Genomic DNA, 24,973 nt, shown 5'->3' with positions numbered 1-24,973 from the left:
CTTGATTGTTATTTTTGTAACCGGTTATGTCGATGGAAGTTAGCACAGGGTTGCGAGCCTGTCCGCAGAAGTCCCCCTCAGTGTCCGCCAAAACCCTGCCCCGCCGGGCGCCAAGCGCTTATTTCTATAGTGCCGGGCGCACTGCGTGCCGGCGTTGCGCCAAAACACAATAATAATGAGGACGGATATGCACCCGAACCGCGCGACATTCCCCCTGCGCCTGGCCCTTTGCTTGCTGGGCTGCGCCGCCACCTTACCGGCGCTGGCCACCGAAGCCGGCGTCGACAACATCGGCACCGGCACTGACGGTTTTTTCATGCTGCCGCTGGAAGTCGACAGCCTTCCGGAGAACATGGTCGCGTTCAACCTCTACTACAACCATTACAAGGCGACCAAACTCAACATCAGCTCGTTCGGCGGCAAGGTGCCCAACGTCGAAATCGAATCCACTGCGGTGATTCCACGCCTCGACTATCTGAGCCCCGTGCGGATCTTCGGCGGGCGCCTGGCCGGCTACATCGCCCAACCGTGGCTGAAACAGGAAGTCTCGGTATTCGGCTTGAGCGACACCCGCGAAGGCATGGGCGATACGACCATTGCGCCGATCATTCTGTGGGACATGGGCAAGAACCTGACCCTCGGCGCCGCCATCGAAGTCACCGTGCCCACTGGCGAATACAGCGTCGATCGGCTGGCCAACACCAGCAACAATTTCTACACCTACAAACCGTTGTTTTCCTTCACCTGGCTGCCGACCGACAAGACCGAAGTCTCGATGAAGACCACCTACAGCTTCAACGAAAAGAACAAGGACACCGATTACAAGTCCGGGCAGATCTTCCACTTCGATTATTCGGCCAGCTACAAGATCACCGACGATGTGATGCTCGGCCTCAATGGCTACTACCTCAAGCAGACCACCGACGATAAACAGTTCGGCCATACCGTGCAGTTCGCCGGGCAGGACGTCGATGACGGCGTGCGTGGCGAAGTGTTCGCCATCGGCCCGGCGCTGCATTTCACCTTTCTCAAGTACGCCAGTGCGGAGATTCGCTGGGCGAAAGAATTTGACGTAGAGAACCGGCCGGAGGGGGAAATGCTGTGGGCAAAGGTGAGTATTCCCTATGCGTTCTGAGTGCATTTGTAGGAAAGCGCACCTGGATTTGTAGCCTGAAAACCTGAAAACCGCATGGGTGGAATACGCCTACAGCGGCGGTCGAGATTACCGGACAACAGGGGGAAACGTCTGGCAGATTTAAAGGGTGCGCTTGCAGATACTGGGCTCCGTTATCCCATGGATCCTCAAGGGTTCATGGGGAGCATCGTCAGCCAGTGACGACAATGGGCCATTCCCGCCTTAGACTGCTTGAAATTGATCACGGAGGTCATATGAGCATATTGCTTTCCCCGTTTTATTCTGAGTTCGAATCCGAAGAAGAGGCAGAGAGCTACGATCGCTGGTTTCGTGCCAAGGTGCAGGCAGCACTTGATGATCCTCGCCCGGGCATTCCCCATGAGGAAGCCATGGTGCGGCTCGACCAATTATTAGAAGAGAAACGCAAGAATCGACGCGCTGCCGCTTGAATGGAGCAATCAGGCTCTGGACGATCTGGCTGACATTATCGATTACATTGAACAACACAATTCCAACGCTTCAGCGGCTTTGCAGCGCAAGGTGGGTGCAGCAACGCAAAGGCTTTCATCAATTCCCTTTGGTTACAGGTCCGGTCGAGTGCCAGGCACTCGGGAAATGGTGGTCAATTCAAACTATCTGCTGGTCTATCGAGTGAACGGGCGTATCAAAATACTGACGTTAGTCCACACCAGACAACAATACCCACGAACCTCATAAATATAAAAAAAGGGCGGCCAACCGGCCGCCCAAACGTACTACACGAGAGTCTTTTACAGTTTCAGTTGCCCGCGCTCCTCTTCCGTCAACTGCTGCTTCGCCTGTTCATCCAGCGCCCCTGCCCCCAGCACTTGCACCGGACTGTTCGGGTTGTAACCCGGCGCCTGGGTGCGGCTGGCGCCATCGCGGGACGGCGCGAGTTGTTCGTTGCCGAAGCTCAGCACCTGCACGGTGAACACCGAGGCCTGATTCTGTCGCGACGCCGCTTGCTGCTGACGCGCGACATCTTCCGCCGCTTGCGTGGCCGAGGATGCGGCGGAGCTGGCCGAGGTGATTGCGCCAGTGTTGACCGCCGACACCACCGGCACGCCGGTCGCCTTGCCCTGCACCGAAATGTTCGCGGCGTTGACCACCGTCAGTGCGGCGATGTTGACGTTGCCCGACACGCGAATCCCCGCCTCGCCGGCATCGATGGTGCCGAGCGGCGCGATCAGGTCGATGTCGCCCGGCGCCACTTCGGCGATCGGGTTGAGCGTGGCGATACCGGCGCCGGTGCTCGGTACCGACGGCGACAGAGTCACGTTGCCCCAGGTGTCGTACACGCGTTTCGGCGGGGTGTAGACCACCGTGGTTTTCGAGCCGCGACCGGCGTTGATGTCGCCCTCGGCCGACCAGCCAAGAATCGAGCCGCCGAAGGTAGTCATGATCCGGCTCTGCCCCAGCAGAATGCTGCCCTGCGAATAGAGCTGAATGTTGCCCGAGCCTTGGGTGATGATCCCCGCTGTCGATGGCGGCGCCGCGCCTTCGATGCCGAACACCTGACCGCCACCCGGCGTGAGCATCTGGATATCGCCGCCGAACAGGGTTTTGACCCCGGCACCGCCGTACATTGTGATGTCGCCGTCATAACGAATGGCATTGCCCGCCACATCGCTGGTCGGGAACAACGCCGCGATGGCGTTGCGACCGCGCAAATAACTGCCCTGACGCGGACCGTCGACATCGTTGTATTCCAGGCCACCGGCACGCAGTTCGGCGAAGTACACCTGCCGCGCGAAGATCGCCTGTTCAGCGCTCGGCAGCGCGGCGTAGAACGCTTGCGCCTGTTCGGCATTGCCGCTGAAGCCATAGCCGAGGGTCAACCAGCTCTGCAGTTCGTCCAGGTACGTCTTGACCACTTTGCCCGGTTGGCCGTTGAGAGAGACCTGCGAATCAGCAAGGTTCTGCGGGTTCAGGTAGCGTGCGATGAACCGTGAGTAATCCAGCCCTTGCGCACCAACACCGGCCTGCAGCACCACACTGGCACCCGGTCGGCTATCGCCTGCCAGCACCGGCCCGATGCTGGTGATGCTGGCACGGTCCTTCATCAGGATGTTGCGCCCTGCGCTGACGTCAAGCACACCTGGGCCGGCGATGTCGAAGCTGCTGTAGAGAATGTCGCGCCCGGCCGCAACCCGCGACACATCGTTGGGCCGGTTGTGAATGAACAGGTTGCCGGTGGATCTGATCTCGTCGCCGTTGTAGCTCAGTACTTCATTCGGTACGGCTGTTGGCTGGCCCAGATAAGTGCCCGAGGCGACGAGGTCGCGCCCGGCGAGCATCCACACAGGCCCTGCCGCTTCGTACCAGGTGCGCTGCTGTACGCCGGACCTGAAGAATGTCAGCGTCTCGCCACTGCGAACTCCGACCAGATCTCCGGTCAACGCGTAAAACCGTGCGGGCCCTTGCACGCCACTCAACCCGGAATAGCTATCGGCACCAAACGCAAATAATGGGTAGCGCGCGTTGCGTTGCGTCGCCACGCCGTCAACGCTGTTATTGGTCATGAGCGGCCTGTCCGCGCTGTTGCTGACGAACCCATTGAAGGACGGCGCAAATGGCGAAGTTATCGCCGCTGGACTGGCGCCTGACTGATTGATCGCATAACCGCCGGCATAGATCGAATCGCCCGCCAGCAGTTCCAGCTGACCGGAGGTAGACGGTGCCAACAGCAACGAGTAGCCCTCGGCCGGCGGAACATTGCCCGTGCCATAAGCGGCCGAGGATCCCGCGTAAATCGAGCCCTTGGCAGCCACGGCACGCAGGATCGACGGATAGACGAAGCGACCGTCAGTGGGTGATGTATTGGATGTGGAAACCGACAAATTGTCCGATTCGGCCAACTGCGTGCTGGGTGTGAGGTTGCCCCCCGCCGAGAACAGATCGATCGCAGTGTGATCGGTCCACAGCGAGAAACTGGTCAATCCACCGCCTGCGTGGCCCACCCCACTGGCGTCAGTAAAGGCTGTGGAGTTTTGCAAGCGCACGCGTCCCGGATCTGCTGCACCGCCCAACACCAGGTCACCACGGGTGCTCAGGCGCATCCCCGAATCTCCCGGAATCAGTACCAGACCGCCGGAGGCACTGCCCAGGGTCGATTTGAACGGATCGTATGCACGGACTTCGCGCGAATCCTGATCCAGGGAAAACGCACCGTAGTGCAGATTGACGCCGCCCACGGCACTGGCACTGATTTGCGCAGCGCCACGCAAGTTGATCACCGCGCCTTGCAGATCATGGCGCGGCGCTTGCGTTCCGGTTTCTCCCGCCCGGGCTTGCAGTGAGGGGTTGAGCGAACCGCCGAGACGCATATCGATATCGCCGCCACCGGTCAGTTGCAGGCTGCCATCGCTGCCCACTCGCCCGGTGCTGCCCACGGCGACGATCAGGCCCTGGCCACGCGGATAAAGATTACTGCGGCCATCCCCGACCGGGTCAAGCATGCCACCGTCTGCGCCAGCGCGCAGGCTGATGTTACCGCCGCCAAGAGTGCCGAAACCCGTAAAACCCACCAGATACGGCGCGGTACTCCTGCTCGAATCCGCCAACGGCTGACTGGCATAGCTGCCGAAGTTGATCCACCAGGCGGTCGGTATTTCGTCGTTCCCCGTACCCTGACGCCACAGCCAGTTTCCAACGGCAACGCTTGGCACCTGCTCTCGGGTTTCCATCGTGATACTGGTCGCACGTCGCCCGACGACATCGCCGGAAACAGAACCACCGGCGCCAATCGTGAGGTTACCACCCAGTTGCGGATACCAGGCCTGATACAGACTGTCGCTGCCACCATCTACCCATTTTTCGTTATCACTGCCCGCGCTGCCCAGCACCGAACCATCGTCCGACAAACGACCACGTGGCTGGTTGTAACGCGCGTCGACATCACCGGATTGGGTACCCGCGGTGTACACACCGAAAGGTGATTCCATGCTCAGATTGCCAGCGGCCATCACGTCCAGATCAGCGGCGCCGGTTCGCAAAACGCTGAACATCTGCGAATGAGTGGAGACCGTGGTACCGCCCACGTTGGCGGCGCAATAAGCAGGGTCAATATCACACCAGAACAGATCGTCTTCGCTGACCGGCGACCCGGCCGGTGCGCCCATCGGATTGCCGTCCGTCCAGAGGAATTTGGCGGGTGCTACACAGGCACCGGGGTTGGCATCGCACCGGAACATTTCATCGTCTTTGACGACTTCACCGGGGGTATACCCCAATCCATTATTTTCGGCCCAGACCGTATCGAGTTTTTTCGTCGTGACGACGACCCCGTAATGCGTATCCGCCAGTCGCAAGTGACCTTCGCTGGTAAGCGGTTTCACGGTGCGACTGTCGGCAGCATCAAGATCCGCACCCGCCACTACGCGCATCGACCACGAGGTGCTGCCCGACGGCAGCATGCTCGCCAGGGCCCAGTTGCGTCCCTGCTGCGTGCCGTTCAACGGGCGCAAATCGATGAACGCTGTGCCGTCGGCCAGCACCACGTCGGTCATCGACGGAATCAGCGAGCCGCGCAACAACGCCAGTGCACCGCTTAATTTCACGCCGACGATTTTGTTGTCGGCAAACGTGCCAGGCAATGGCACGCCCTTGGGCCAGAGCATCGCCTGCATGTCGGTGGCCGCGTTCAACCGCGTCCCGGCCCCGAGGCGGCTGCCCGCCGGCAAGGTCACGTTGTCGCTGAGCAAGGTACCGGCGGCGTACAGCAGGTTGCCGGCGGCGTCATGCACCGCACCGGCCAAGACTGTACCGGCCGTCAGCGTGTAAGGCCCGGCGAGGATGCCCTGGGTTGGCAGCAGCGTGCCGCTGGCCAGCGTCGCACTCTGTATCGGCAAGTCGTAATTGAGCGTCGTGCCGACCGGGAACGAGGTACCTTCTGCCAGCGTCACCCCGGCGCCCGGCACGATCAGGTCACCACCAAAAGGCTGAATGCCCGGCACCAGTTTCCAACCGGCGTCGTCAACGGTTTCCGGCGGCGGCGCGAAGCCGTCGTTGACGCTGCCGTAAATATCCAGATTGCCGCCGGCGCGGATCAGCAGGCTGCCGGATTCGCCCGAACCATAAACAGCGGTTTTTTGCGTGTGCGGATTCAGACTGGCGTAACGGTAAGCGGACAGGTCCAGATCGCCCTGCACGACCAGATCGCCGTCGGCGGTTTTGCTGGCGATCTCGACGCCCGGGCGCAGATGGAACGCATCGCTATAAGCTGCGTTATTCAATCCGGCCAGTTTGCGTTGCAGCAAATCGCCGTTGCCCAGCGCCGCATCGATGAACGCCGTGCTGTCGCCATGGATAACGTCCAGATAAGCCTGATCGATCACCTGATACGGGCGGCCGCTGACGGCAGCATCGGTGCCGTCGGCTGCATCGGTGTAGCGGCGCATGGCGTTCAGGCCGATGGAACGCGCGCCCTGAATGTTCAGCACACCGCTGGCATCGATGGCGATGTCGCCACCGCCGATACGCGGTGCATTGAGTTCCAGCGTACCGCGCGGCAGACCATCGTTGTGCCCTGCCCCACTGCCCGGCGGCGCGTCGGTGCCGTGGCGCAAATCGATCCGTGCGCCTGGCGCCAGCGTCAGCAAACCATTGCCGGAATCGAGTTCGACCATGGCGCGGTTGGGGGCATCGATGATCTTGCCGTAGCTGTCGACACGCAGCACGCGACCATGGGCATCGAGCACGGCATTGCCAGTCAGAGTCAGGCCGTTATTGGCGGACAGACGAATGCTGCCGACCCGCTCACCACTGGCGTCGATCAGGCCGGCCACGGTCAGACTGCCGTTGTCCACCGAGACATTGACTTCACCGGCCTTGAGCCCGTCGCCGATCACCAGGCTGCCCTGCTTGAGCTGAAAGCTGCGGCTGCCGAACACCCGCCCGGCGTTCAAGCGCTGGTTCAACGCAGCGAAGTCCTGGTTCAAATCGTTGCCCAGCCGTTGTGCGCGAATGTCCACGCCACCGGCCTTGTACGGCACCAGCGTGCCACCGGCATCGTAGTAACCGCTGCTGGCACCGAGGATCTCGCCTTGCAGATCGACTACCCCGGCATCCGCTGCCAGCGCCACCGCACTGAGATTGCCAGCCTGGTTGTTGTGCGCCGACAGATCGATACGTGAGCCGGCAGCCTGGCGGATATTGCCGTGGCTGCTGTACAGCGCCACATCGCCGCCCCAGCTGTACTTGCTGACGTCATTAAAGGGCAAGGTACGCCCGGCCAGGTCCAGGTGTGCGGCGTTGGTCAGGGTCAGATTGTTCTCGGACTTGACCACCAGTTTGCCACTGGCCAGTGCAATGCGACCGTCGAGCAGCACATTGCGCCCTTCAAGCGTCAACTCCGCACCCAAGGCATCGGCCACCGCAGCATTCGCAACGCCACTCACCGTCAGGTCGTCGCCCGCCTTGAGGAGGTTGACCGAGGCCGCTTCACCAGTGAGCAACGGCGTGCGCAGATTGAGGTTGCCGCCACTGTAGACGTAGCCGGAAATCGGGTCGTAAGCCCCTTGCGCCAGATACACCGCAAGACTGCCCTTGTGGTTGGCGGTGATGCGCTCGCTGGCGTTGAGGTTGACGTTGGCAAAACCCAAGGCCAATCGGTTGTTCTGATCCAGGCCGTTGGGCTGCGGGTTCGGGCCATAACCGAACTCGATGCGTTGCGCCTGAATGTCCAGTGTGCCGCGTCCTGTCCCGGCGCCACCACTGGCTACCGCGCCCGGCGCCTGGGTCGCACCGTTCCAGATCAGGTTGGCGGTGCGAATGGTCGCCACATCGCCAGCCTCGCCCCAGCCATAGACGGCGGGCGTGGCCAATAACAGGTTCTGCAAGCGACTGACGCCGGTCTGCGGGTCAAGCGTATCGAGGCTTACGTTACCGAAGAAGTTGAACGAGTCGCGAGTGGTCAAACTCAGGGTTTCCAGTGCCGGAGCGCCGAACTGCGTGTCGCCGCGCAACAGGCGATCGAGCACGTTCTGGTTCAAGGTCAGGCCACTCGGTACGCGCCCTGCCGCGGCCAGCGCCTCGGCGCTACCGGCATTGACCGCGCCGACGGCCAGCGCCAGGTGACGGGTGCCGAAGCGCACGGATTCGTTCAGTTCGAACTGGTTATCGGTGGCAGCGGTAATGCTGCCATTGGAATAGAGCAACGTTGGCTGAGCGCACGGCTGCGCAACGCACGTACCGATGCGGATGCTGCCCGCACCTTCAGAATACGTGGCGACCGTCGGTGCGAGGGTGCTGGTCCAACCGTTGGACACGACCAACAGACTGGCGGAACCCGGCTGATAAATGAAGCCGTCGGTCGAGTCATAAGGCGCATCACCGCGGCCGAGGGTGTTGATACCGGCGCCCGCTTCCAGCGTGATGCCACCGTTGACTTTGTCAGTGCGCAACAGCACTTCCGGTGCCGATAACACTGCGCCTTCACGCAGAGTGATGTTGGCAGCCGAACCATCAAAGCGAATGAAGTTACCCGCCGAGCCGTATTCAACCGTCGGCGTGGCGCCAAGGCTCAGCCGTCCGGCTTCGAGCCGGTCAAGGCTGTCCGCATACAGCGAAATCCCGGTAAACCCCGGCGTACGCGACCGGCCTTCACCGAGCACCTCCAGGTCCTGGGCCAACACGACAGCGCTCCCGGCCACGCCGCCCTTGCTCGGAGCAAACAGGGCCTGACCCTGAAAGTTCATGTCGATGTCGTGCTTGCCACCGGCCACCAATTGCACGTTGAGCGATTTCGCATCCATTGGCGCCAACGCACGTGGCACACCCCGACGAGCCGCATCGCTTTCGATGAACTGGGTGAAGCTCGTTTCGTTGTACTGCGAATAGCGGCGCAGAACATCGGCCGACGTCAGGATCACCTGGCTCGGCAGACTGTCGCGCACACCGCTGTTGGCAATCGACATCAGTCCGGCACTGGACCACGAACCATTGCGCATTTTCAACGCGCTGCTGGTCACGCCCGGCGTCGCCTGGCCATTGACCTCGACCCGGAACGCGCCGGGCAGCAAGGCAAAGGTTGAAGGCAGCAAGGTGTAGGTGCCGGCGGCTAGGCCAGGAACACCCGCGCCGACGGTAATTTGCTGGCCAATGCGCGGATCGCTTGCACCGGCCTCAGCGAGTGCCGGTGCAAAGGCACTCTGGTTGCCCGGCACAATGGCGTACACCGGGTTACTGCTCAGACCCGGCAAGCTGAACGTGCCATCGGCAGCGTTGCGCACCAACGGATTGAATCGGGCATCGGTGGAACCGCCGCGCCCGGAGACAAAACCGGCGCCGCGCAGATCGCCGCCGCCCGACAAGTCAATCAACGCGCCGCCCTGCACATCGACGTACTGCCCGGTGAGGATCACGCCATCCAGGGCACTGGAGATCCCGTGCAACACCACGGATTTGCCGTCGTAGCGATAGTCGATACCGTCGGTGGTACCGCCATACGGCATGACCAGACCAGCGCCGCTGACCGACGTGACACTACCCGGCAACAGGCGCAGCTCCTGGGTTTTGCCTAGCGAGTTCTCGCCCAATCTGATCAATCCCAACGGGGCGCGGATAACGCCGCCCTGCTCGATCTTCCCGGCAACCAGCAGCAAGTTGCCGAACGCGGAATACGGCAAGGCCTGCGGTGCCTCGCCATGACCGCTGATACGCAAGGTGCGTGCAAGTTCCGGGACGGCCGTATAGCCCTGATAACCAACACGGACATCGGCCGAAACACCTGTGGCCGGATAAATCTGCGCAGCGCGCAAGTTGAGATCACCGGGCGTCCACAACCGCGAGCTGCGCTCGTTATCGTTCGGCGCGAGAAAACGCATGTCGCCACGACTGTCGAGGGTGACCTGGTCGAAGCCACGACGGCTGACAGCAGCGGCCGGCGCGGCGAGCTGCGCGATCGTCCCTTCGGTGCCGAACGACAAGGTGTTGCTCAGATCGAGCAGGTCAGCGGTGGCGGTGAAGCGGGCGTTCGACAGCTCAGTGGTCGCGTTGGCCAGCAGCCGTGGACGCATGCTGACATCCGAAGGCGCGTACAGACCCAGCCCCGACAAGCGCATGTATGGCGCGGCAAGATTGATCCGCGTCGTGTCGCTGGCAGCCTGCGCCAGCGAGATCGAGCCGGTGTACAGATTCAGGCTTTGATTCATGCGCAGATCGACGTCGCCGGCGAATGTGAGCAAGCCGTTACTCAACAGGCTCAGGTGATCGAAACCACCCGACATCAAACGCTCCGCGCTCAAGCGGGTCTGACCGTAACGCAACTGCGCCGCGCCTTCGCCGGCCTGCAGATGCGCCGGCAGCAACGCGCCATCCGCGCCTTGGTTAATGATCATTTCGCGGGGCGCACGCACTTCGTTGCTCGCCAGATTCATCTGGTAGAGCGGCGCGTCCTGAATAATCTCCAGACGTCCACCGGACGCACCGACGCCACCCGCTGCAGCCTGCAACTGACCGTCGAGGAACACGCCATTGTAAGAACTCAAGGCAATGCGCCCGCCATCGGTGGCGACGTCGGTCGGTCCGCCCCCGGCGACATCCAGAACCGCGTGCGTACCGGAGGCGTCCAGGCGTGCACCGTTGCGCACAATCACGTAAGCATCGGCCGACGTCGCGGTGATTTTCTTCGAATCAATCTCGCCGCCGAGAATAATACTGCCGCCTTTGCCGATCTGGCCGTACACCCGACCCAGCGCATCCACGGCCGTGTAGGCGCGACCGGCAACATCCAGCACCGCATCTTCGCCGATCCAGATCGAGCGGTTGTGGGCCTGCGGGTCGGCGTTCTGCAGCTTGGTCGCCACGTCCAGCGAGCCAAACTGTTGCTGACGAATATCGAGAGTGCCGCCCCAGGCGTTCAATTCCCCCTCGACCGTAATCTGTCCGGCACCGCGCAGTTTGATGCGCTGCCCCGGGTCGACGCTGATCCGTGCACCGTGGCCAATGGACAACGGACTGCTCGCCGGGTCAATCAGCGCTAACTCACTGGAACCGGCCTGGAGCGCCAGACTGGCGCCCCCACGCTGGGTCAGAACGCCTTTGGCCGGGTTCTCCTGAAACAGCGTGGGGGTCCACAATTCGAGGGCCGTGCGCGGATCGACGCCGCTGGACTGGATCGGCGCCGCATCGCCGAAACGGTAGACCGGCATCACCACATCGACCTGCGCACCATCAGCGACTTCCAGCCCGGTCAGGCCGGTAACGCTATAACTGGCAAAACCGGTGCTGAACAGACTCGATGCCAGTTGCAGCGTATTGTCGCCGTGTGGGGCGCCGGTTCCACCGATCACAACGTTGCCGGACTGAATCGTCAGACTGCCGCCACCGGTGACACCGTAGCCACGCACGTCGCCATCAATCATCAATTGTGACGACACCGAACGGGTCAGCGGACTCGACTCCAGCGTAATGTCGCCGCCCTTGCCGCCGCGCGTCTTGCCATTGGCCAACAGCGCCCCGCCGGACGACACGTCAAGCAGACTGCCACTGCCCAGGTTGACGCTGCCGGTACTGCGCACAGACACCACGCCGCCATTGAGGTAGGCCAGACTGTTCACGTCGTCCGGATCGGTACGCAGATTGCTCCACAGTCCGCGGGCATCGAGCTGCACGCCTTTGGCCACCGTGACGCCGACAGCCGTCCCGGCCGGTGCCAGCAGCGCGGAATTGCCGGTCAGGACATCCCCCACATTCATGCTACCGCCACGCGCAGTCAGGCTCGCATTGACCTGCACTTGTGGGGCGAACAAGGTGATATCACCACCAGAAGCAACGGTCAGCGCCTGATCGACAACAATGGTTTTCGCGGCAGAGACCTTCAACGCACCGAGCTGAAAGCCGTTGAGCATATCGCTGTCGAGAAACAACTTGCCGACCCGCTCCTGCGCCACGGCATCCGCCAGGCCGGGCGCTGTGAGCGCCGCTGCGTGAGTGCCGCCGATCTGCACCTGGTCCAGTAGCGGATCGAGCAGATACTGCAGGCCACCGGCGGTCGCCGACCAGGCCGGATCGTATTGACCCACGATCAACTGCGCCCGGCGAGCCCGTGCGATCTGACTCTGCTCATAGCCATCCAGCACCGCGCGGGGTGCTTGTGTCTGGCGCTCGCCCTGGAACACTTCGCCGAGAATCTGGCCATCGACCAGCGCGTTGCGGGTGGCAATCACCAATTGGCCGGCATCGCGACCGACGGTGTAGCCCGATTCCTGACGCGAGCTCGGTGCAATTAGCGGGTTGTAGAAAAACTGCGTCTGGCCCCAGCGCTCGCTGCTGTCTTCATAGCCTTTGTACAACCCGGTATAGAGCAGATCCCCCGGCGCCCGTGAGACTTCGTACAAACGCCCGTCGGCCCCTCGCAACCAGCTCTGCCGGATCGCGCCGCTCTGCACGTCGAGGGTGCCGCCCGACAAGTTGATCAGCGAGCCTTTCTCGGTGACCACGTCGTTGCCGGCAAAATTCACGGAACCGCCCTGCGCCATCCATTCACCGATGCCGTGGCCCTGAGTGCCGAGATAGCCACCGACTTCCAGCAGACCTCCGGCCGTGTACCATCGGTCTGTAGCGTAGCCATTGGTGCCGGCCGGCACGTAGACCAGCTCACGCACATCGACCCAGATGTCGTTGCTGTTGAGCGCGCCGCCCTCGCGGTTGACCGGCGCATCGCGTTGTTCGTTGCCCTGCACGTTGATCTTGATGTTGTTGGCTTCCATCGCCACCTTCACCCCGACAGCGCCGGACACATCAATTACCGCGCCGTCGCGCACCAGGCTGCGACGCCCCGCCGATACCGCGACCTGGCCACCGGTGGCAAGGGTGATCGAGCCGTTCTGAAACTCGACGCTGCCGCCGCTAGCAATCTCCACACGCGACTGATCGCCACGAATTCGGTTCGCGGCACTGACGGCCTGGAGCGAAGCATCACGCTGGCTGTCGAGCGCGGTGAGATCGCTGCTATCGAGCATGATCGCGGTGACGCTACCCTGAGCGAGCGTGACGCTGCCGGTGTTATCGGTCGCTGGATTGAGCAAGTGCACAGTGCCGCGCGTGGCCACCGAGGTGCTTGCCAGCAACACACCGTTTTGCAGCACTTCATGGCCGGTCAGCGTGATGTCGCCGGTGGCGGCCTGGATCAAGCCATTGTTGCTGACCTTGCCGGCCACGGCGCCGGTCTTGAAGCCCGGCGTCACTTCATTGCCGAAGGTCGTGGACACGGCGTTGCCATCGGTGCCCGAACCTTTGCGGATGTAAAAGCGATCGCCTGCACCGAGCAGGGTCTGCCCTTTGGGGGTGCTGATGTTGCCATCGTTCTGCACCTCGTTGCCCAACAGCAAGGCGTAGCCACCCGCATCCGTCGACGCCTTGGGCGCATGGGTCTGGATAGTGGCGCCACGTTCCACCAGCACTTTGCCGGCCGCGTCGGTGAAGGTCGGCTGAGTCGCGGTGCTGTCGAAGTACAGACCCCGTTCGCGGAACTGAATGTCCGTGATGTTGGCCGCCGCCGCCACCAGGTTGCGCACATTGACCTGGCTGCTGCCACTGAACACGATGCCGTTGCGGTTGATCAGCATCACCGTGCCGTCGCCCTTGATCTGGCCCTGAATCTGACTGGCACGCGCGCTTGGGTCGTTGACCCGGTTGAGGACTGCCCAGTTGGATTGCTGAGCGAATTCGACCGTGGTGTTGCGGCCGACGTTGAAGGTTTCCCAGTTGAGAATCGCCTTGTCGGCGGTCTGCTCGATCTTCACCGTGGTCTTGCCGTCAGCCTGAGTCTGCTGCGGTCCCTTGGCGTTCAGCCAACCCTGGCTGAGGCTGTTGTCGACCTTCAAGCCGCCCTCGCCCAATCCATCCGGCACGCTTTGCACACTGCCCAACGCCACCGCACGGCCGGCCGCCTGAGCCGCCTGCTGTGCGGCAATCGCCGCCACGGTGTTGTTGAGGGTCTGCAACGATCGCTGCAATTGCTGATTGGCTCTTTGCTGCTGGGCCAGTGGTGGCGTCATCCCCGGCAACCCGCCAACACTCGGCCGCGCTGCCGCCGCTTGTTGTGCGGCGCCCTTGGCGGCAAACCAGTTGGAACTGAACGCCGTTTGCGCCTGCGCACTGCCCGCCACCAGACACAACGCCACCGCGTGCGCCAGTGGCTTGAGCAGCCATAGCGCCGGATCGGCGACCTCACGCTTGAGCATCTGGGCACGGGTACTGCGACGGGATGGGCGAGCGAGCATCACTACGAGATCCTTTTTGATTGCCACACAAAGCTGCAGGCCAGCAAAAACCTGCTGTTACGACATAGGCAGTTGGCGAAGGGCGCGACCGAACGGATGTCACACAAACTTCATGATTGAGGTGTAAATCGAGCAAAAAAAATGGCAGCAACCCGAAGGCTGCTGCCATTTCCTGACGCTTTAGGCGTGTATTACAAAGGACGACCGACAGCGTTGCAGACGCTGGCGTTGTTGATGTCCAGGTTGTTGCCGGTGGAGTTGGTGACGAAGTTGGCGGTTACAGCGGTTTTCCAGTTGGTTGGAACCGGAATGAAACCGTGAGCGGCAGTGGCCACGGCGTTGCCCGGAGTGCTGTAGTGCTGGGTCAGGAACGCTTTGACGTCAGCAGCCACGGCCGCGTCCTTGTAGCACTGGCCGAAGATGAAGTTGGTGTAAGCCGCCATTGCATAACCGCTGGACGGGTTGGCAACCACAGGGGACCACTGCGCCGGATTGGCCGCGTTGGTTGGCAGTGGAGCCGAAGCCAGAGCAGTGTTGACGTTGGCGCTGGTTGGCTGAACGCCATTGATACGAGCAACAACAGCGTTGCTCGCAGCGTTGACACCGTCCGGCCCGACATAACCGATGGAACCGTCAACCGCGTTGACTGCCGGGGCTACGTCAGCGGTATTGGCCACGCCGACCCAGTTCGACGGCACAGCGGAACCTGCTGGCAGACGTGCGTTGGTGAAGGTGGTGTTGACCGCGAACTGAGTCGGGCAGATCGAGTTCAGGTGACGGCTGAGGATTTCGGTGGTGCCGCTCGAAGCGGTGCGATAAACAACGCGGATCGCGGTGGTGTCGGAGGTACCCAACAGCGCGCCCCAAGTAGTCTTGGTGCCCGACAAGGCATCACACAGTTGAGCGCTGGTCAGGTTGAGGGTGGTGTTGCCGGCCTTTTTGTAAGGGATGGCAACCGAAGTGGCGACTGATGGCAGTTGAATCAGCGGACCAAACGAAGCACCGAAGCTGGTGTTGTAGGTGCTGATTTCCGAAGCGCTGAGGATCGAGTCGCTAGCGGCGAAGTGCACAGTGCCAGTGGTGCTGAACTGTGCGGCGGTGTTGGTCAGGAAAGCACTTTTGCCGATGCCGCTACCGGTCACGGCGTAGCTGAAGTTGGCAGGCAGGATGCTGTTGGCAGAACCTTTGTACAGAGCGGCAGGCAGTGAAGCGCCACCACCGGTTACGGCCATGGCCTGGGCGGATGCCAGAGCGGCGACGGTCAGGGAAGCTGCGATCAGAGTGCGCTTGAACATGAAGAATCTCCTTTTCAACTAGGTTGTGAACACAGGTTTTCGGATGGCTTGCATGACACTGGGAGGACTCAACAGGCCCTCGCTAGCGCTGGCTGGTTAAGTCGCACTGAGAAATTCGCAGTTTCCGGTGACAGATAAAGGAAAAAACCTCGGGAGCTGCGCGGTGATTTTCGAGGGATTTTCTCGGGTGTTTGCGGGGTGCTGCGGCGCGTCTGGATCGGGGGTTTGGCGGAATCGGGCTGGAGACGTTGGCGGGTGGTTGCAGATGACAGAAAGGAGAACCCGAGGATGGCAGGATTGAAGGTCGGGTGATGCAGAAGTCCTGGAAAAAAAATTGGGTTATTTGATGTCCGGACCGGCCTCTTCGCGAGCAAGCCCGCTCCCACATTTGAAATGCGTTGTCCCTGTGGGAGCGGGCTTGCTCGCGAAGAGGCCAGACCAGCCAACCTCAAAACACCAGACACACCACTACTGCACCAGTTGATTGATCTCGATGATCGGCAACAACACCGCCATCACAATCACCAGCACCACGCCGCCCATCACCACAATCATCAGCGGTTCGAGCAGTGCGGTCATGCCCATCGCCCGCCGCTCGATATCACGCGACAGGGTTTGCGCCGCACGCTCGAGCATCGGCGGCAACGAACCGGTCTTCTCACCACTGGCGATCAGGTGGATCAACACCGGCGGGAAGACGTTTTCCACCCGCAACGCAGCGGCCAGATTGACCCCTTCGCGCACCTTGGCCGTGGCATCGCTGACGCTCAGGCTCAGGCGATCGTTGGACAAGGTCTGCCGCGCCGCTTCCAGTGCGCGCAACAACGGCACCCCGGCGCCGCCGAGAATCGCCAGCGTCGAGGCAAATCGTGCGGTGTTCAGGCCAAGGATGAAACGCCCGAACAGCGGCAACTTCAGCACGCGATGATGCCAACTTAAACGCGCTGCCGGGTTGCGCAGATACAGGCGCCAACTCCAGAACGCTGCGGCGATGATCCCTGCACACAACCAGCCCCAACTGCGGATGAAATCACTGGCGTTGAGCATCGCCAGGGTCAGCCCCGGCAGATCCTGGCGCGCCTGGGAAAACGCGCTGACCACCTGCGGCACCACGTAACTGAGCAGGAAAATCACGATGCCGATCGACACCAGCCCGACCACGCCCGGATAGATGAACGCGGTGAGAATCTTGCCGCGCAGGTTGTTGCGCTCCTCGATGTAATCGGCCAACCGTTCCATGACCTGCGCCAGATCTCCCGACTCCTCGCCCGCCGCAATCAGCGCGCGATAGATCTCGGGGAAATCCCGTGGCCGCGCCGCCAGCGATTCGGCCAGGCGCATGCCGCTGCGCACGTCGGCGCGCACGGCGCTGAGGGTGTGGGCGATGTGCTTTTTTTCGGCCTGCTCGACCGTGGCGCTGAGCGCGGCCTCCAGTGGCAGGCTGGCACCGAGCAGACTCGCCAGTTGCCGTGTGGCCCAGGCCAGATCGTTGTCCGAAAGTTTGGCGCTGAACAATCCACCGCCGCCGTGACTGGCAACGTTGCTTTCCTTGTGCATCGACAGCGCCGTCAAACCGCGCCCGCGTAATGCATTGAAAGCGGCGCTCTGGCTGTCCGCCTCAAGGTGCCCGGATTCGATCTTGCCGGTGGCATCGGCGGCTTCAAAACGATAGCGATTCATCAGGCGTCCCGTGTCACACGAAGAATTTCTTCAGGGGCGGTGGCGCCGCTGCGGATCCAGCGCTCACCGTCCTCGCGCAGGCTGAACATCCCGGCTTTCGCGGCGGATGCGCGCAAGGCCTGCTCCCCTGCCCCTTGGTGGATCAGGGTGCGGATGTCGTCGTCGATGCAGAACAATTCGTGGATGCCGGTGCGACCGCTGTAACCGGTTTGGTTACACGCCGCGCAACCGACCGGGCGCCAAGTGCCGGGGGTTGCCGGGTCTTGCTGTTTGCACTGATTGCACAGGCGGCGCACCAGCCGCTGCGCCAGTACGCCGAGCATCGATGAGGCCAGCAGGAACGGCTCGACGCCCATGTCGATCAGGCGATTGACCGCTGACACGGCATCGTTGGTGTGCAAGGTCGCCAACACCAGGTGACCGGTCAGCGAGGCTTGCACGGCGATTTGTGCGGTTTCGAGATCGCGGATCTCGCCGATCATGATGATGTCCGGGTCTTGGCGCAGAATTGCCCGCAGTGCGAGGGCGAAGGTCATGTCGATCTTGGCGTTGACCTGAATCTGGCTGATGCCTGGCAGGTCGTATTCAACGGGATCTTCAACAGTGAGGATGTTGCTGGTACTCGCATCGAGCCGCGCCAGTGCCGCGTACAGACTGGTGGTTTTGCCGCTGCCGGTGGGACCGGTGACCAGGACGATGCCATGGGGCTGGCGGATCAGGTGATCGAGTTTGGCCAGCACCTGTGCGTCCATGCCCAGGGTTTCCAGGTGCAAGCGTCCGGCCTGTTTGTCGAGCAGGCGCATCACCACGCGTTCGCCATGGCCTGTCGGTACGGTGGACACGCGTATGTCGATCGGCCGACCGGCTACTCGCAGGGCGATGCGACCGTCCTGCGGCAGGCGTTTTTCGGCGATGTCGAGCTGGGCCATGATCTTGATCCGCGAGACCAGCGCGCCGTGCAGAGCCTTGCGCGGCGAGACCACGTCACGCAGGGTGCCGTCGACGCGATAGCGCACCACCGAATGGGTTTCGAAGGGTTCGATGTGGATGTCGCTGGCCTCATCGCGCGCGGCTTGCGTGAGCAGCGCGTTGATCATGCGGATCACCGGCGCGCCGTCCTGGGTGTCGAGCAGGTCGGTGATTTCCGGCATGTCCTGCATCAGGCGGTCGAGGTCGACCTCGTTTTCCGCCGCGCCGACCACCGCCGCCGCGCTGCCCGTGTCGGCGTAAGCGGCCGCGAGCAAACCGTCGAGTTCGTCATCACGCACCCGTTGAATCGTGGTCGCGCCAAACTGACGCCGTGCTTCGCTGATCGACCAACCGGGCGTCGATGGGCACACCGTCAACACGCCATCGCACAAAAGAATGCGCTGCGCCTTGGCCCAGGCGTAGGGCAGCGAACTCATCTCATGCCCTCCCCAATCCTTGTAGGAGCTGCCGAAGGCTGCGATCTTTTGATCTTTGGCCATTTGGGTCCGTCGAAGAGCAAGATCAAGAGATCGCAGCCTTCGGCAGCTCCTACAGGTCCGTTTTCCAGATCAAGAGGCGATGGCGGCGTCATTGGATCGGCACCGCTTTGATGGTTGCGCGTGGGCCTGAGCTTGGTACAACCGCCGGCACACCCTGCGCGGCCGTTGGCAATTGCGGCGCTTGCATGTCCGGCATTGCCCAGCTGCGTTCCGGCTGCAAACCGCTTTGGGCGCGGCGCATGAAATCGTAACGGTTCAGGGTGATGCTGCGCCCCGCTTCGCTGTCGCGAATGATGTACGGGCGCAAGAACACCATCAGGTTGGTCTTGGTGATCGCCCGGCGCTCGTTGCGAAACAGCGCGCCGATTCCCGGAATGCTGCTCAGCCATGGCACCGCATCATTACTCTGGCTGTAACCGTCCTGGAGCAAACCGCCAAGCACCATGATCTGCCCGTCATCCAGCAGAATGCTGGTATCGATCGCGCGTTTATTGGTAACGATGCCCGCCGACGCCGCACTGTTCGAAGCGCGCTCGTCAATGCTGCTGACCTCCTGATAGATATCGAGCTTCACCGTACCGCCCTCGGATATCTGCGGACGCACGTTGAGCTTCAGCCCCACCTCTTCACGAGTCACCGTCTGGAACGGGTTATTACTCGTACCCCCGCCGCCAGTCACGTAGCTACCGCTGACAAACGGAATGGTCTGGCCGACAAAAATACTCGCCGCCTCGTTGTCGAGGGTCAGCAGATTCGGCGTCGACAACACGTTGGTGCCGCCCTTGCTCTTCAACGCCCGCGCCAGCACTTTCAAGTCAAGGATTTTGCCGATCCCGGGGATATCGACGGTGCCGTTGACGTAACCCAGATTCAGCCCCTGGGGCAACACATCAATGCTGGTCTTGCCGTTGAGATTGATCCCCGAGCCACCCAGATTCGCCCCACCTATCACGCCATTGCCGCCGAGATTGCCAGTCTGCCACTGCACGCCAAACTCACTGGCATCGTCCTCGCCGACCTCGACGATCAAGCTCTCAATCACCACCTGCGCACGGCGTTGATCAAGCAAATCAATCACCTCCCGCAGATTGCGATACACCGGCTCCGGCGCGGAAATCAGTAACGTGTTGGTGGTTGCATCCGCCTGAATCGTCACCCCGCCAGCACTGAACGCAACGTTCTGCTCACTGTTCTGCGCGCCGCCACTGCCGCTGCCGGTCGAACCGCTACTGCCCTGCGCATAACTGCCGCCCGTGCTGCCGCTGTTGGTCGTGGATGTCGTGCCGCTGCTGGTCTGGCTGCCAGTCTGGCCGCTCTGCCCATTGGAATTGCTGTTGCTGCCCATCGCACTCAGCACCGATCGCGCACTGTCGCTGCTGCCGCTATCGCTCTCACCCGTGAGCAACCCACGCAACGCCTGCGCCAGTTTCGCCGCCTGCGCGTTGCGCAAATACACCACATGCAGATTGCTCGGATTGCTCTGCGCATTGTCGAGTTTGTAGATCAGGTTGCGCGCCAGCTCCGTGCGCTCCGGGCTGCCAGAGCGAATGATTATGGTGTTGGAACGCGGATCACCAATCACGGCGATTTTCTGCGTCGGATCATTGCCCGGCGCATCGAGCAACTCGGCGACCATTGGCGCGATGTCGGCGGCGATGCCGTTCTGGATCTGCACCACATCGGTGTCGATTGCACTCTGGGTATCGATGCTGGCGATTAACTGCGCCACGCGGTTGAGGTTCTCGGCGTAATCGGTGACGACGATGGTGTTGTTGCCCGGATAGGCGTTGATCGGGTTGTTCGGCGAAACGATCGGGCGCAGCACCGGAATCAGGTTCACCGCGTTCTCGTATTGCAAACGAAAGGTGCGCGTGAGCATGCCGTTGCCGGCGGGTTTGCCGGGACTGTAGACCGGCCCGCCAAGCAACTTCGCATCAGCCTCCGGCACCACATGCGCGACACCGCCGACATCGACCACACTGAAACCCTGCATGCGCAACGACGCCAGCAACATGTCGTAGGCTTGGTTCGCCGGAATTTGACCTTCCGACACCAGCGTCAAAGTGCCCTTGACCCGAGGATCGACCAGAAACTGCTGACCACTGGAACGCGACAACGAGCGCACCACTGCCTGAATATCGGCATCGACAAAATTCAGCGTCACCGGCTGATTGCCTAACGGATTGCTCGCCACCGGACTGCTCGGCGCTACGGCGCCGGTGCGCGCGGTTTTACTGATGTTGTGCAGTTGCTTGGGCACCGGCCGCGCCTGGGCCTGCGCCCGCTCGCGATCAGCCACCGCATCGCCGCTGCGCTGGGTGTTGGCCAAAGGTCGACCGAGTTCGCTGTCGACCAGCAACGGCGCTGGGTGTTGTGGCGCGTTGGTGTTGCTGCACGCACTCAGCGCCATCAGCAACATCGGCAATGCCAGACGTGCCGGTTTGGATCCTGACCCCTTCATGAAGCTTCCTTAGCGCCCAGCGCCTGATCCATGCGAACGGTGCCCGACAAAGTGCCGGCAGTGACTTCGGTCGAAGCGTTGTCGGCGCGTTGCAACCGGGCCTCGACCACTTGCAGAGAAAGTTGCGACGGTTGGCTCAACAGCCAGTCGAGCAGCGCGTTGGCCGGCGCGGCGTCGAAACTCAACTGCCATGCGCCGCCGTCCGCAGCCTGTAATTGGTAATGCCCGCCGAGGCCACTGGCCTGCAACGTTTGTTCAAGTGACGCGCCGACGCCTTGCCCGTCCGGCCGCACAACCACGTCACGCAGCAGCACTTCCAGCGCTTCGGTCTGCGCCCGCAACTTGGGCGATTCAGTCTGCCAATAAGCGATTTTTTTCAGTGGCGGCTGGATCAAAGCGACCCAGACCAGCAGGCTCAACAGCGCGATCGCCATCCCGGCGACCATGCGTTTCTCGCGCAGCGCCAAAGGCTGCCAGCGCGCCTGCAACTGAGCGTTGAAGCGCTGCCACCGGGCGCGATAAACCGCCAGCGATGCCTTATTCATCTTCTGCTCCGCTGCTGTCATCGTTTTCGGTTGCGCTGGTTTCGCCGGACGCCCGCAAGGTCCAGCCGTCGTCATCGGCGGTAACGCTGATGCCGGCCTGGGCCAGCGCGCTTTGCCATTCCTTGTCGCTGCCCATGCGCCGGGCTTCGCTGAGCAGGCGCAACTGCAAGGTGTCGTCGACAAACGACAATTGCTCAACGCTGCCGGCCATGAACGGCATGCCGCTGCCAGCCTGCAACACCAGGCGATTGAAGGTCTGCGCCGGATCATCCGCAGCGCCTTTTTGCCGCGCGGCCAATTGCTGGCGGGCCTGTTGCAGCGGATTGAGGATCACCGGCAACTCGGGAAAAGCCTGTTTTACCCGCAGGTTCATTTGCGTTTTCAGCTGCTGGCCCTGACTGGCTTCGCGAGCGGCGTACAGGTTCAAACCAATCACCCACACCGCCACGGCCAACACGCAAAGACCGATCGCCCGTCCCCAACCGCGATGCTCGCCGCGCGGCTGTTGAACAGCGCCGTGCAAACCCCAGCCCGGCAATGGCCCGGTCCAGCGCTGGGCATCGGCCATCGGCACTTCAGCGGTTGACGGCGCTTGATCGCCGATCCAGTGCAACGTAGTCCCCGGCTCCCACACAACGCTATCGACACCCTCCTCGAACAGCGGCTGGACCCGCGCGGCCTGCACACTTTCGCGCAGCAACAGATGATCGTCCTGCACGCAGGCAACCGTCCCCGGCAACACCGGCAAACCATACGGCGCCGGATACAGACCGCGCAGGTTCAGCGCGCTGTGCTTGAGCATCTGCCCGAGCAGTTGCAAGCGCTCACGCGGCGCCCAGGCAATCTGCACCTGCCCCGCTTCGTCACGCGGACCGTGGGCGATATGCATCGCATTGCAGTCGCCGAGCATCAACGCCTGCGCGGCACATTGCACGGCGGCGGCGATCTTGTTGGCCGGTAATGGCGGCAAATCGATGCTCGCCAACAGACTGTCCAGCGGATGCAGAAAACACACCAGCGGCGGTAATTTCGCCGTCTGCGCCAATTGGCTGAGGCTGAGCCGATCTTCGCGACTGACCTGCCCTTGGCGGTCCAGCCAGGCGCAACGCAGTTCACTGTGCAGATCGAGTTCGGCCAATGGCGGCAGCGCAATTCTGAGCTGGCTCATACGCCCACCCGCGACCAGATCACTTGCGGCAACCGATCCTGACTGCGATGCAGCAACGCCTCCAGACTGACCCGACGCTGATCGCGCCGCGCTTCGCCACGCAGACGAAACCAGTCGCTGGTGATGCCGACTTTGACGCTGGTGATTTCCAGTTGCGGCATGCGCAAGCGGTTGACGAAATCACCGCGATTGATGAACCAGCGCCCGGCATCGCGCTCATTGATCATGGCCTGCGCGCGCTCCAGCGAAAGTCCCGGCACATAAGCGGCCAGCACTGGCGCGGTGGCCGTGTTGCCGTTGAGCCAAGTGGTTGCCGGAATTACCGTCAGGTACGGCGCGAGTTTGCCGATGACCGCGTCATTCACACCGTCGACGCTGCGCAAATCATCGAGGCTGCGCAACATCGGAAGCGTTGGATTCTGCGGCTTGCGCGAAGCATTCGGCGACGTCGCCCGACCGCTGTCGAACCCGGGTTTACTGCTCTCGGCAATCTGCGGATTCAACAAGCGCGGATAAGACGCGATGACCCGCTGACTGATGCGCTGACCCAATCCGGCGTTAACCCCAAGCAACTCGCACAAGCGCTGAAACGTCTGCACCTGCGCCTCATCGATCCGCTCGTTGGCGACCAGATTGCGCAGGTTGAACTTGCCCTGCTCATCCTCCAGCCGCCCTTCAAAACCCTGCGCGTTCAAGCGCTGCGCCCACGGCTGATCGAGACGCGTCAACGGATCACGCTGGCGCGCGTCCCACAACAATTGCCGGCTGATTTCCAACCCGCCCTGCACCACCCAACGCCCCTGCACGCGCTGCTGATCGGCCTCAAGACTGCGCGTCGAAATGCTCTGGCGCGTGAGCATGCCAGCGGCAATCACCGCCACCACAGCGGCGATCAGCAACGCACTGATAATCGCCATGCCTTGTTCCTTCGCCCGGTTCGGCGAACGGCTGTTCATGGCCGGCCTTACAACTGCCAGGAACCGATATCGGCATTCACGCCGTCGCCGTCAGGCTGACCATCGGCACCGAGGCTGAAGATGTCGATCTCGCCGTTGGCCCCCGGATTGAGGTACTGATAAGGACGGCCCCACGGATCGTTCGGCAAACGCTCCAGATACGAACGCCAGTTGCTGTTTTTGGCATCGGCCGGACGCTCGACCAGCACTTTCAAACCCTGATTCATCGACGGATAAGTGCCGTGATCGAGGCGATACAGCTTCAACGCCTGCATCAAACCGCCAATGTCCTGCTTCGCCGCCGTCGCCCGCGCCTGATCCGGGCGGTCGAGCACCTTCGGCACCACCATCGCCGCCAGAATCCCCAGAATCACCACGACCACCATGATCTCGATCAGGGTAAAACCCCGCTGACCCCGGGGCTTGCGCGGCAATGGTTGAAGCGGTGTGCACGGTGCGATATCCATCTCGACATTCCCTGGCTAGATTCGATTCGACGCGCAGTGTTGCAAGAAGATATGTCAGGGATGTTGAAAATCCTCGGGAGTTTTCGTCGTCAAGCCGTCAAGCACGCGGGTTAGCGTCGGGGGCTGTGCTTTGGCTTTGGGCCACTTATGCGTGCGCGTTCCCGAGAAGCAGGTTTCACCCTGATTGAAGTGCTGGTGGCGCTGGCGATTATTGCCGTGGCCATGTCGGCGGCTGTGCGGGTGGCGGGGTTGATGACGCAGAGTAGCGGGGTTTTAAGGGATCGGTCGGTGGCGCTGATTGCGGCGCAGAGTCGGATGGCGGAGTTGCGGTTGGAGGGGAAATTGCCGGTGGGAATGAAGGCTATCGATTGCGATCAGGGGCGCTTGTTGTTGCGCTGCGAACAAGTGATTAGCCCAGCCGAAAATGGCCGCCTACTCAAAATCGCCATCCAGGTCTTCGACCGCAACCAAGACGCCCCGCCACTGGCCAGGCTTGAGACCTTGCTGTCCCGAACGGAAAGCCCCTCACCCTAGCCCTCCCGAAACGTCG

General features: G+C 62.0%; 13 protein-coding genes. 4 read left to right on the top strand and 9 right to left on the bottom strand.

Annotation, left to right across the window (positions count from 1 at the left end; all coding sequences use genetic code 11):
* Positions 1-187: 187 nt before the first annotated feature.
* The 3 genes from C2E19_RS13790 to C2E19_RS13780 all read left to right on the top strand — a co-directional run bounded on the left by C2E19_RS13790 (position 188) and on the right by C2E19_RS13780 (position 1,852).
* Positions 188-1,135 carry a transporter gene (locus C2E19_RS13790; RefSeq protein WP_129393089.1) on the top strand — a complete coding sequence of 316 codons (948 nt, stop codon included), beginning with the start codon at positions 188-190 and terminating at the stop codon, positions 1,133-1,135.
* A 254-nt stretch (positions 1,136-1,389) separates the two neighbouring features.
* A complete protein-coding gene (locus C2E19_RS13785; RefSeq protein ID WP_128614194.1) occupies positions 1,390-1,584 on the top strand; it encodes a stability determinant in 195 nt (64 codons plus the stop codon).
* Positions 1,565-1,852, top strand: coding sequence for a type II toxin-antitoxin system RelE/ParE family toxin (locus tag C2E19_RS13780; protein ID WP_305955854.1), 288 nt, complete (start codon positions 1,565-1,567; stop codon positions 1,850-1,852). Before C2E19_RS13785 ends, C2E19_RS13780 begins: the two co-directional genes overlap by 20 nt.
* Positions 1,853-1,905: 53 nt before the next feature.
* Here C2E19_RS13780 and C2E19_RS13775 read toward each other — a convergent pair whose 3' ends face one another.
* The 9 genes from C2E19_RS13775 to gspG form a co-directional block, all read right to left on the bottom strand.
* On the bottom strand, positions 1,906-14,382 hold the full coding sequence (locus C2E19_RS13775) for a filamentous haemagglutinin family protein (protein WP_129393086.1): 12,477 nt from the start codon (positions 14,380-14,382) through the stop codon (positions 1,906-1,908).
* 191 nt (positions 14,383-14,573) lie between these two features.
* On the bottom strand, positions 14,574-15,677 hold the full coding sequence (locus C2E19_RS13770; RefSeq protein WP_129393084.1) for a substrate-binding domain-containing protein: 1,104 nt from the start codon (positions 15,675-15,677) through the stop codon (positions 14,574-14,576).
* Between the two features lie 468 nt (positions 15,678-16,145).
* Entirely contained in the window at positions 16,146-17,357 is a 1,212-nt protein-coding gene (gene gspF / locus C2E19_RS13765) for a type II secretion system inner membrane protein GspF (protein ID WP_129393081.1), read from the bottom strand.
* The gene (gene gspE, locus C2E19_RS13760) at positions 17,357-18,763 is read right to left on the bottom strand and encodes a type II secretion system ATPase GspE (RefSeq protein ID WP_129393078.1); all 1,407 of its coding nucleotides are present in this window, start codon (positions 18,761-18,763) and stop codon (positions 17,357-17,359) included. The genes gspF and gspE overlap by 1 nt, the downstream gene beginning before the upstream one ends.
* 151 nt (positions 18,764-18,914) lie before the next feature.
* A complete protein-coding gene (gspD, locus tag C2E19_RS13755; protein WP_129393074.1) occupies positions 18,915-21,287 on the bottom strand; it encodes a type II secretion system secretin GspD in 2,373 nt (790 codons plus the stop codon).
* Entirely contained in the window at positions 21,284-21,832 is a 549-nt protein-coding gene (gene gspM / locus C2E19_RS13750; RefSeq protein WP_129393071.1) for a type II secretion system protein GspM, read from the bottom strand. Before gspM ends, gspD begins: the two co-directional genes overlap by 4 nt.
* The gene (gene gspL / locus C2E19_RS13745; protein WP_129393068.1) at positions 21,825-23,000 is read right to left on the bottom strand and encodes a type II secretion system protein GspL; all 1,176 of its coding nucleotides are present in this window, start codon (positions 22,998-23,000) and stop codon (positions 21,825-21,827) included. Before gspL ends, gspM begins: the two co-directional genes overlap by 8 nt.
* Positions 22,997-23,956: a type II secretion system minor pseudopilin GspK gene (gene gspK / locus C2E19_RS13740; protein WP_129393065.1), complete on the bottom strand. Its 960-nt coding sequence runs from the start codon at positions 23,954-23,956 to the stop codon at positions 22,997-22,999. The genes gspL and gspK overlap by 4 nt, the downstream gene beginning before the upstream one ends.
* 8 nt (positions 23,957-23,964) lie before the next feature.
* On the bottom strand, positions 23,965-24,423 hold the full coding sequence (gene gspG, locus C2E19_RS13735) for a type II secretion system major pseudopilin GspG (RefSeq protein ID WP_122590699.1): 459 nt from the start codon (positions 24,421-24,423) through the stop codon (positions 23,965-23,967).
* A gap of 147 nt (positions 24,424-24,570) precedes the next feature.
* Here gspG and gspI point away from each other — a divergent pair, with 147 nt between their 5' ends.
* Positions 24,571-24,957, top strand: a complete 387-nt coding sequence (gene gspI / locus C2E19_RS13730; RefSeq protein ID WP_129393062.1) for a type II secretion system minor pseudopilin GspI — start codon at positions 24,571-24,573, stop codon at positions 24,955-24,957.
* The last annotated feature ends 16 nt before the right edge of the window (positions 24,958-24,973 follow it).

Origin of the sequence: Pseudomonas sp. DTU12.3 (assembly GCF_004124275.1) — a bacterium.
Lineage (GTDB): Bacteria > Pseudomonadota > Gammaproteobacteria > Pseudomonadales > Pseudomonadaceae > Aquipseudomonas > Aquipseudomonas helmanticensis.
This window is presented reverse-complemented; position numbering and strand designations above follow the sequence as displayed.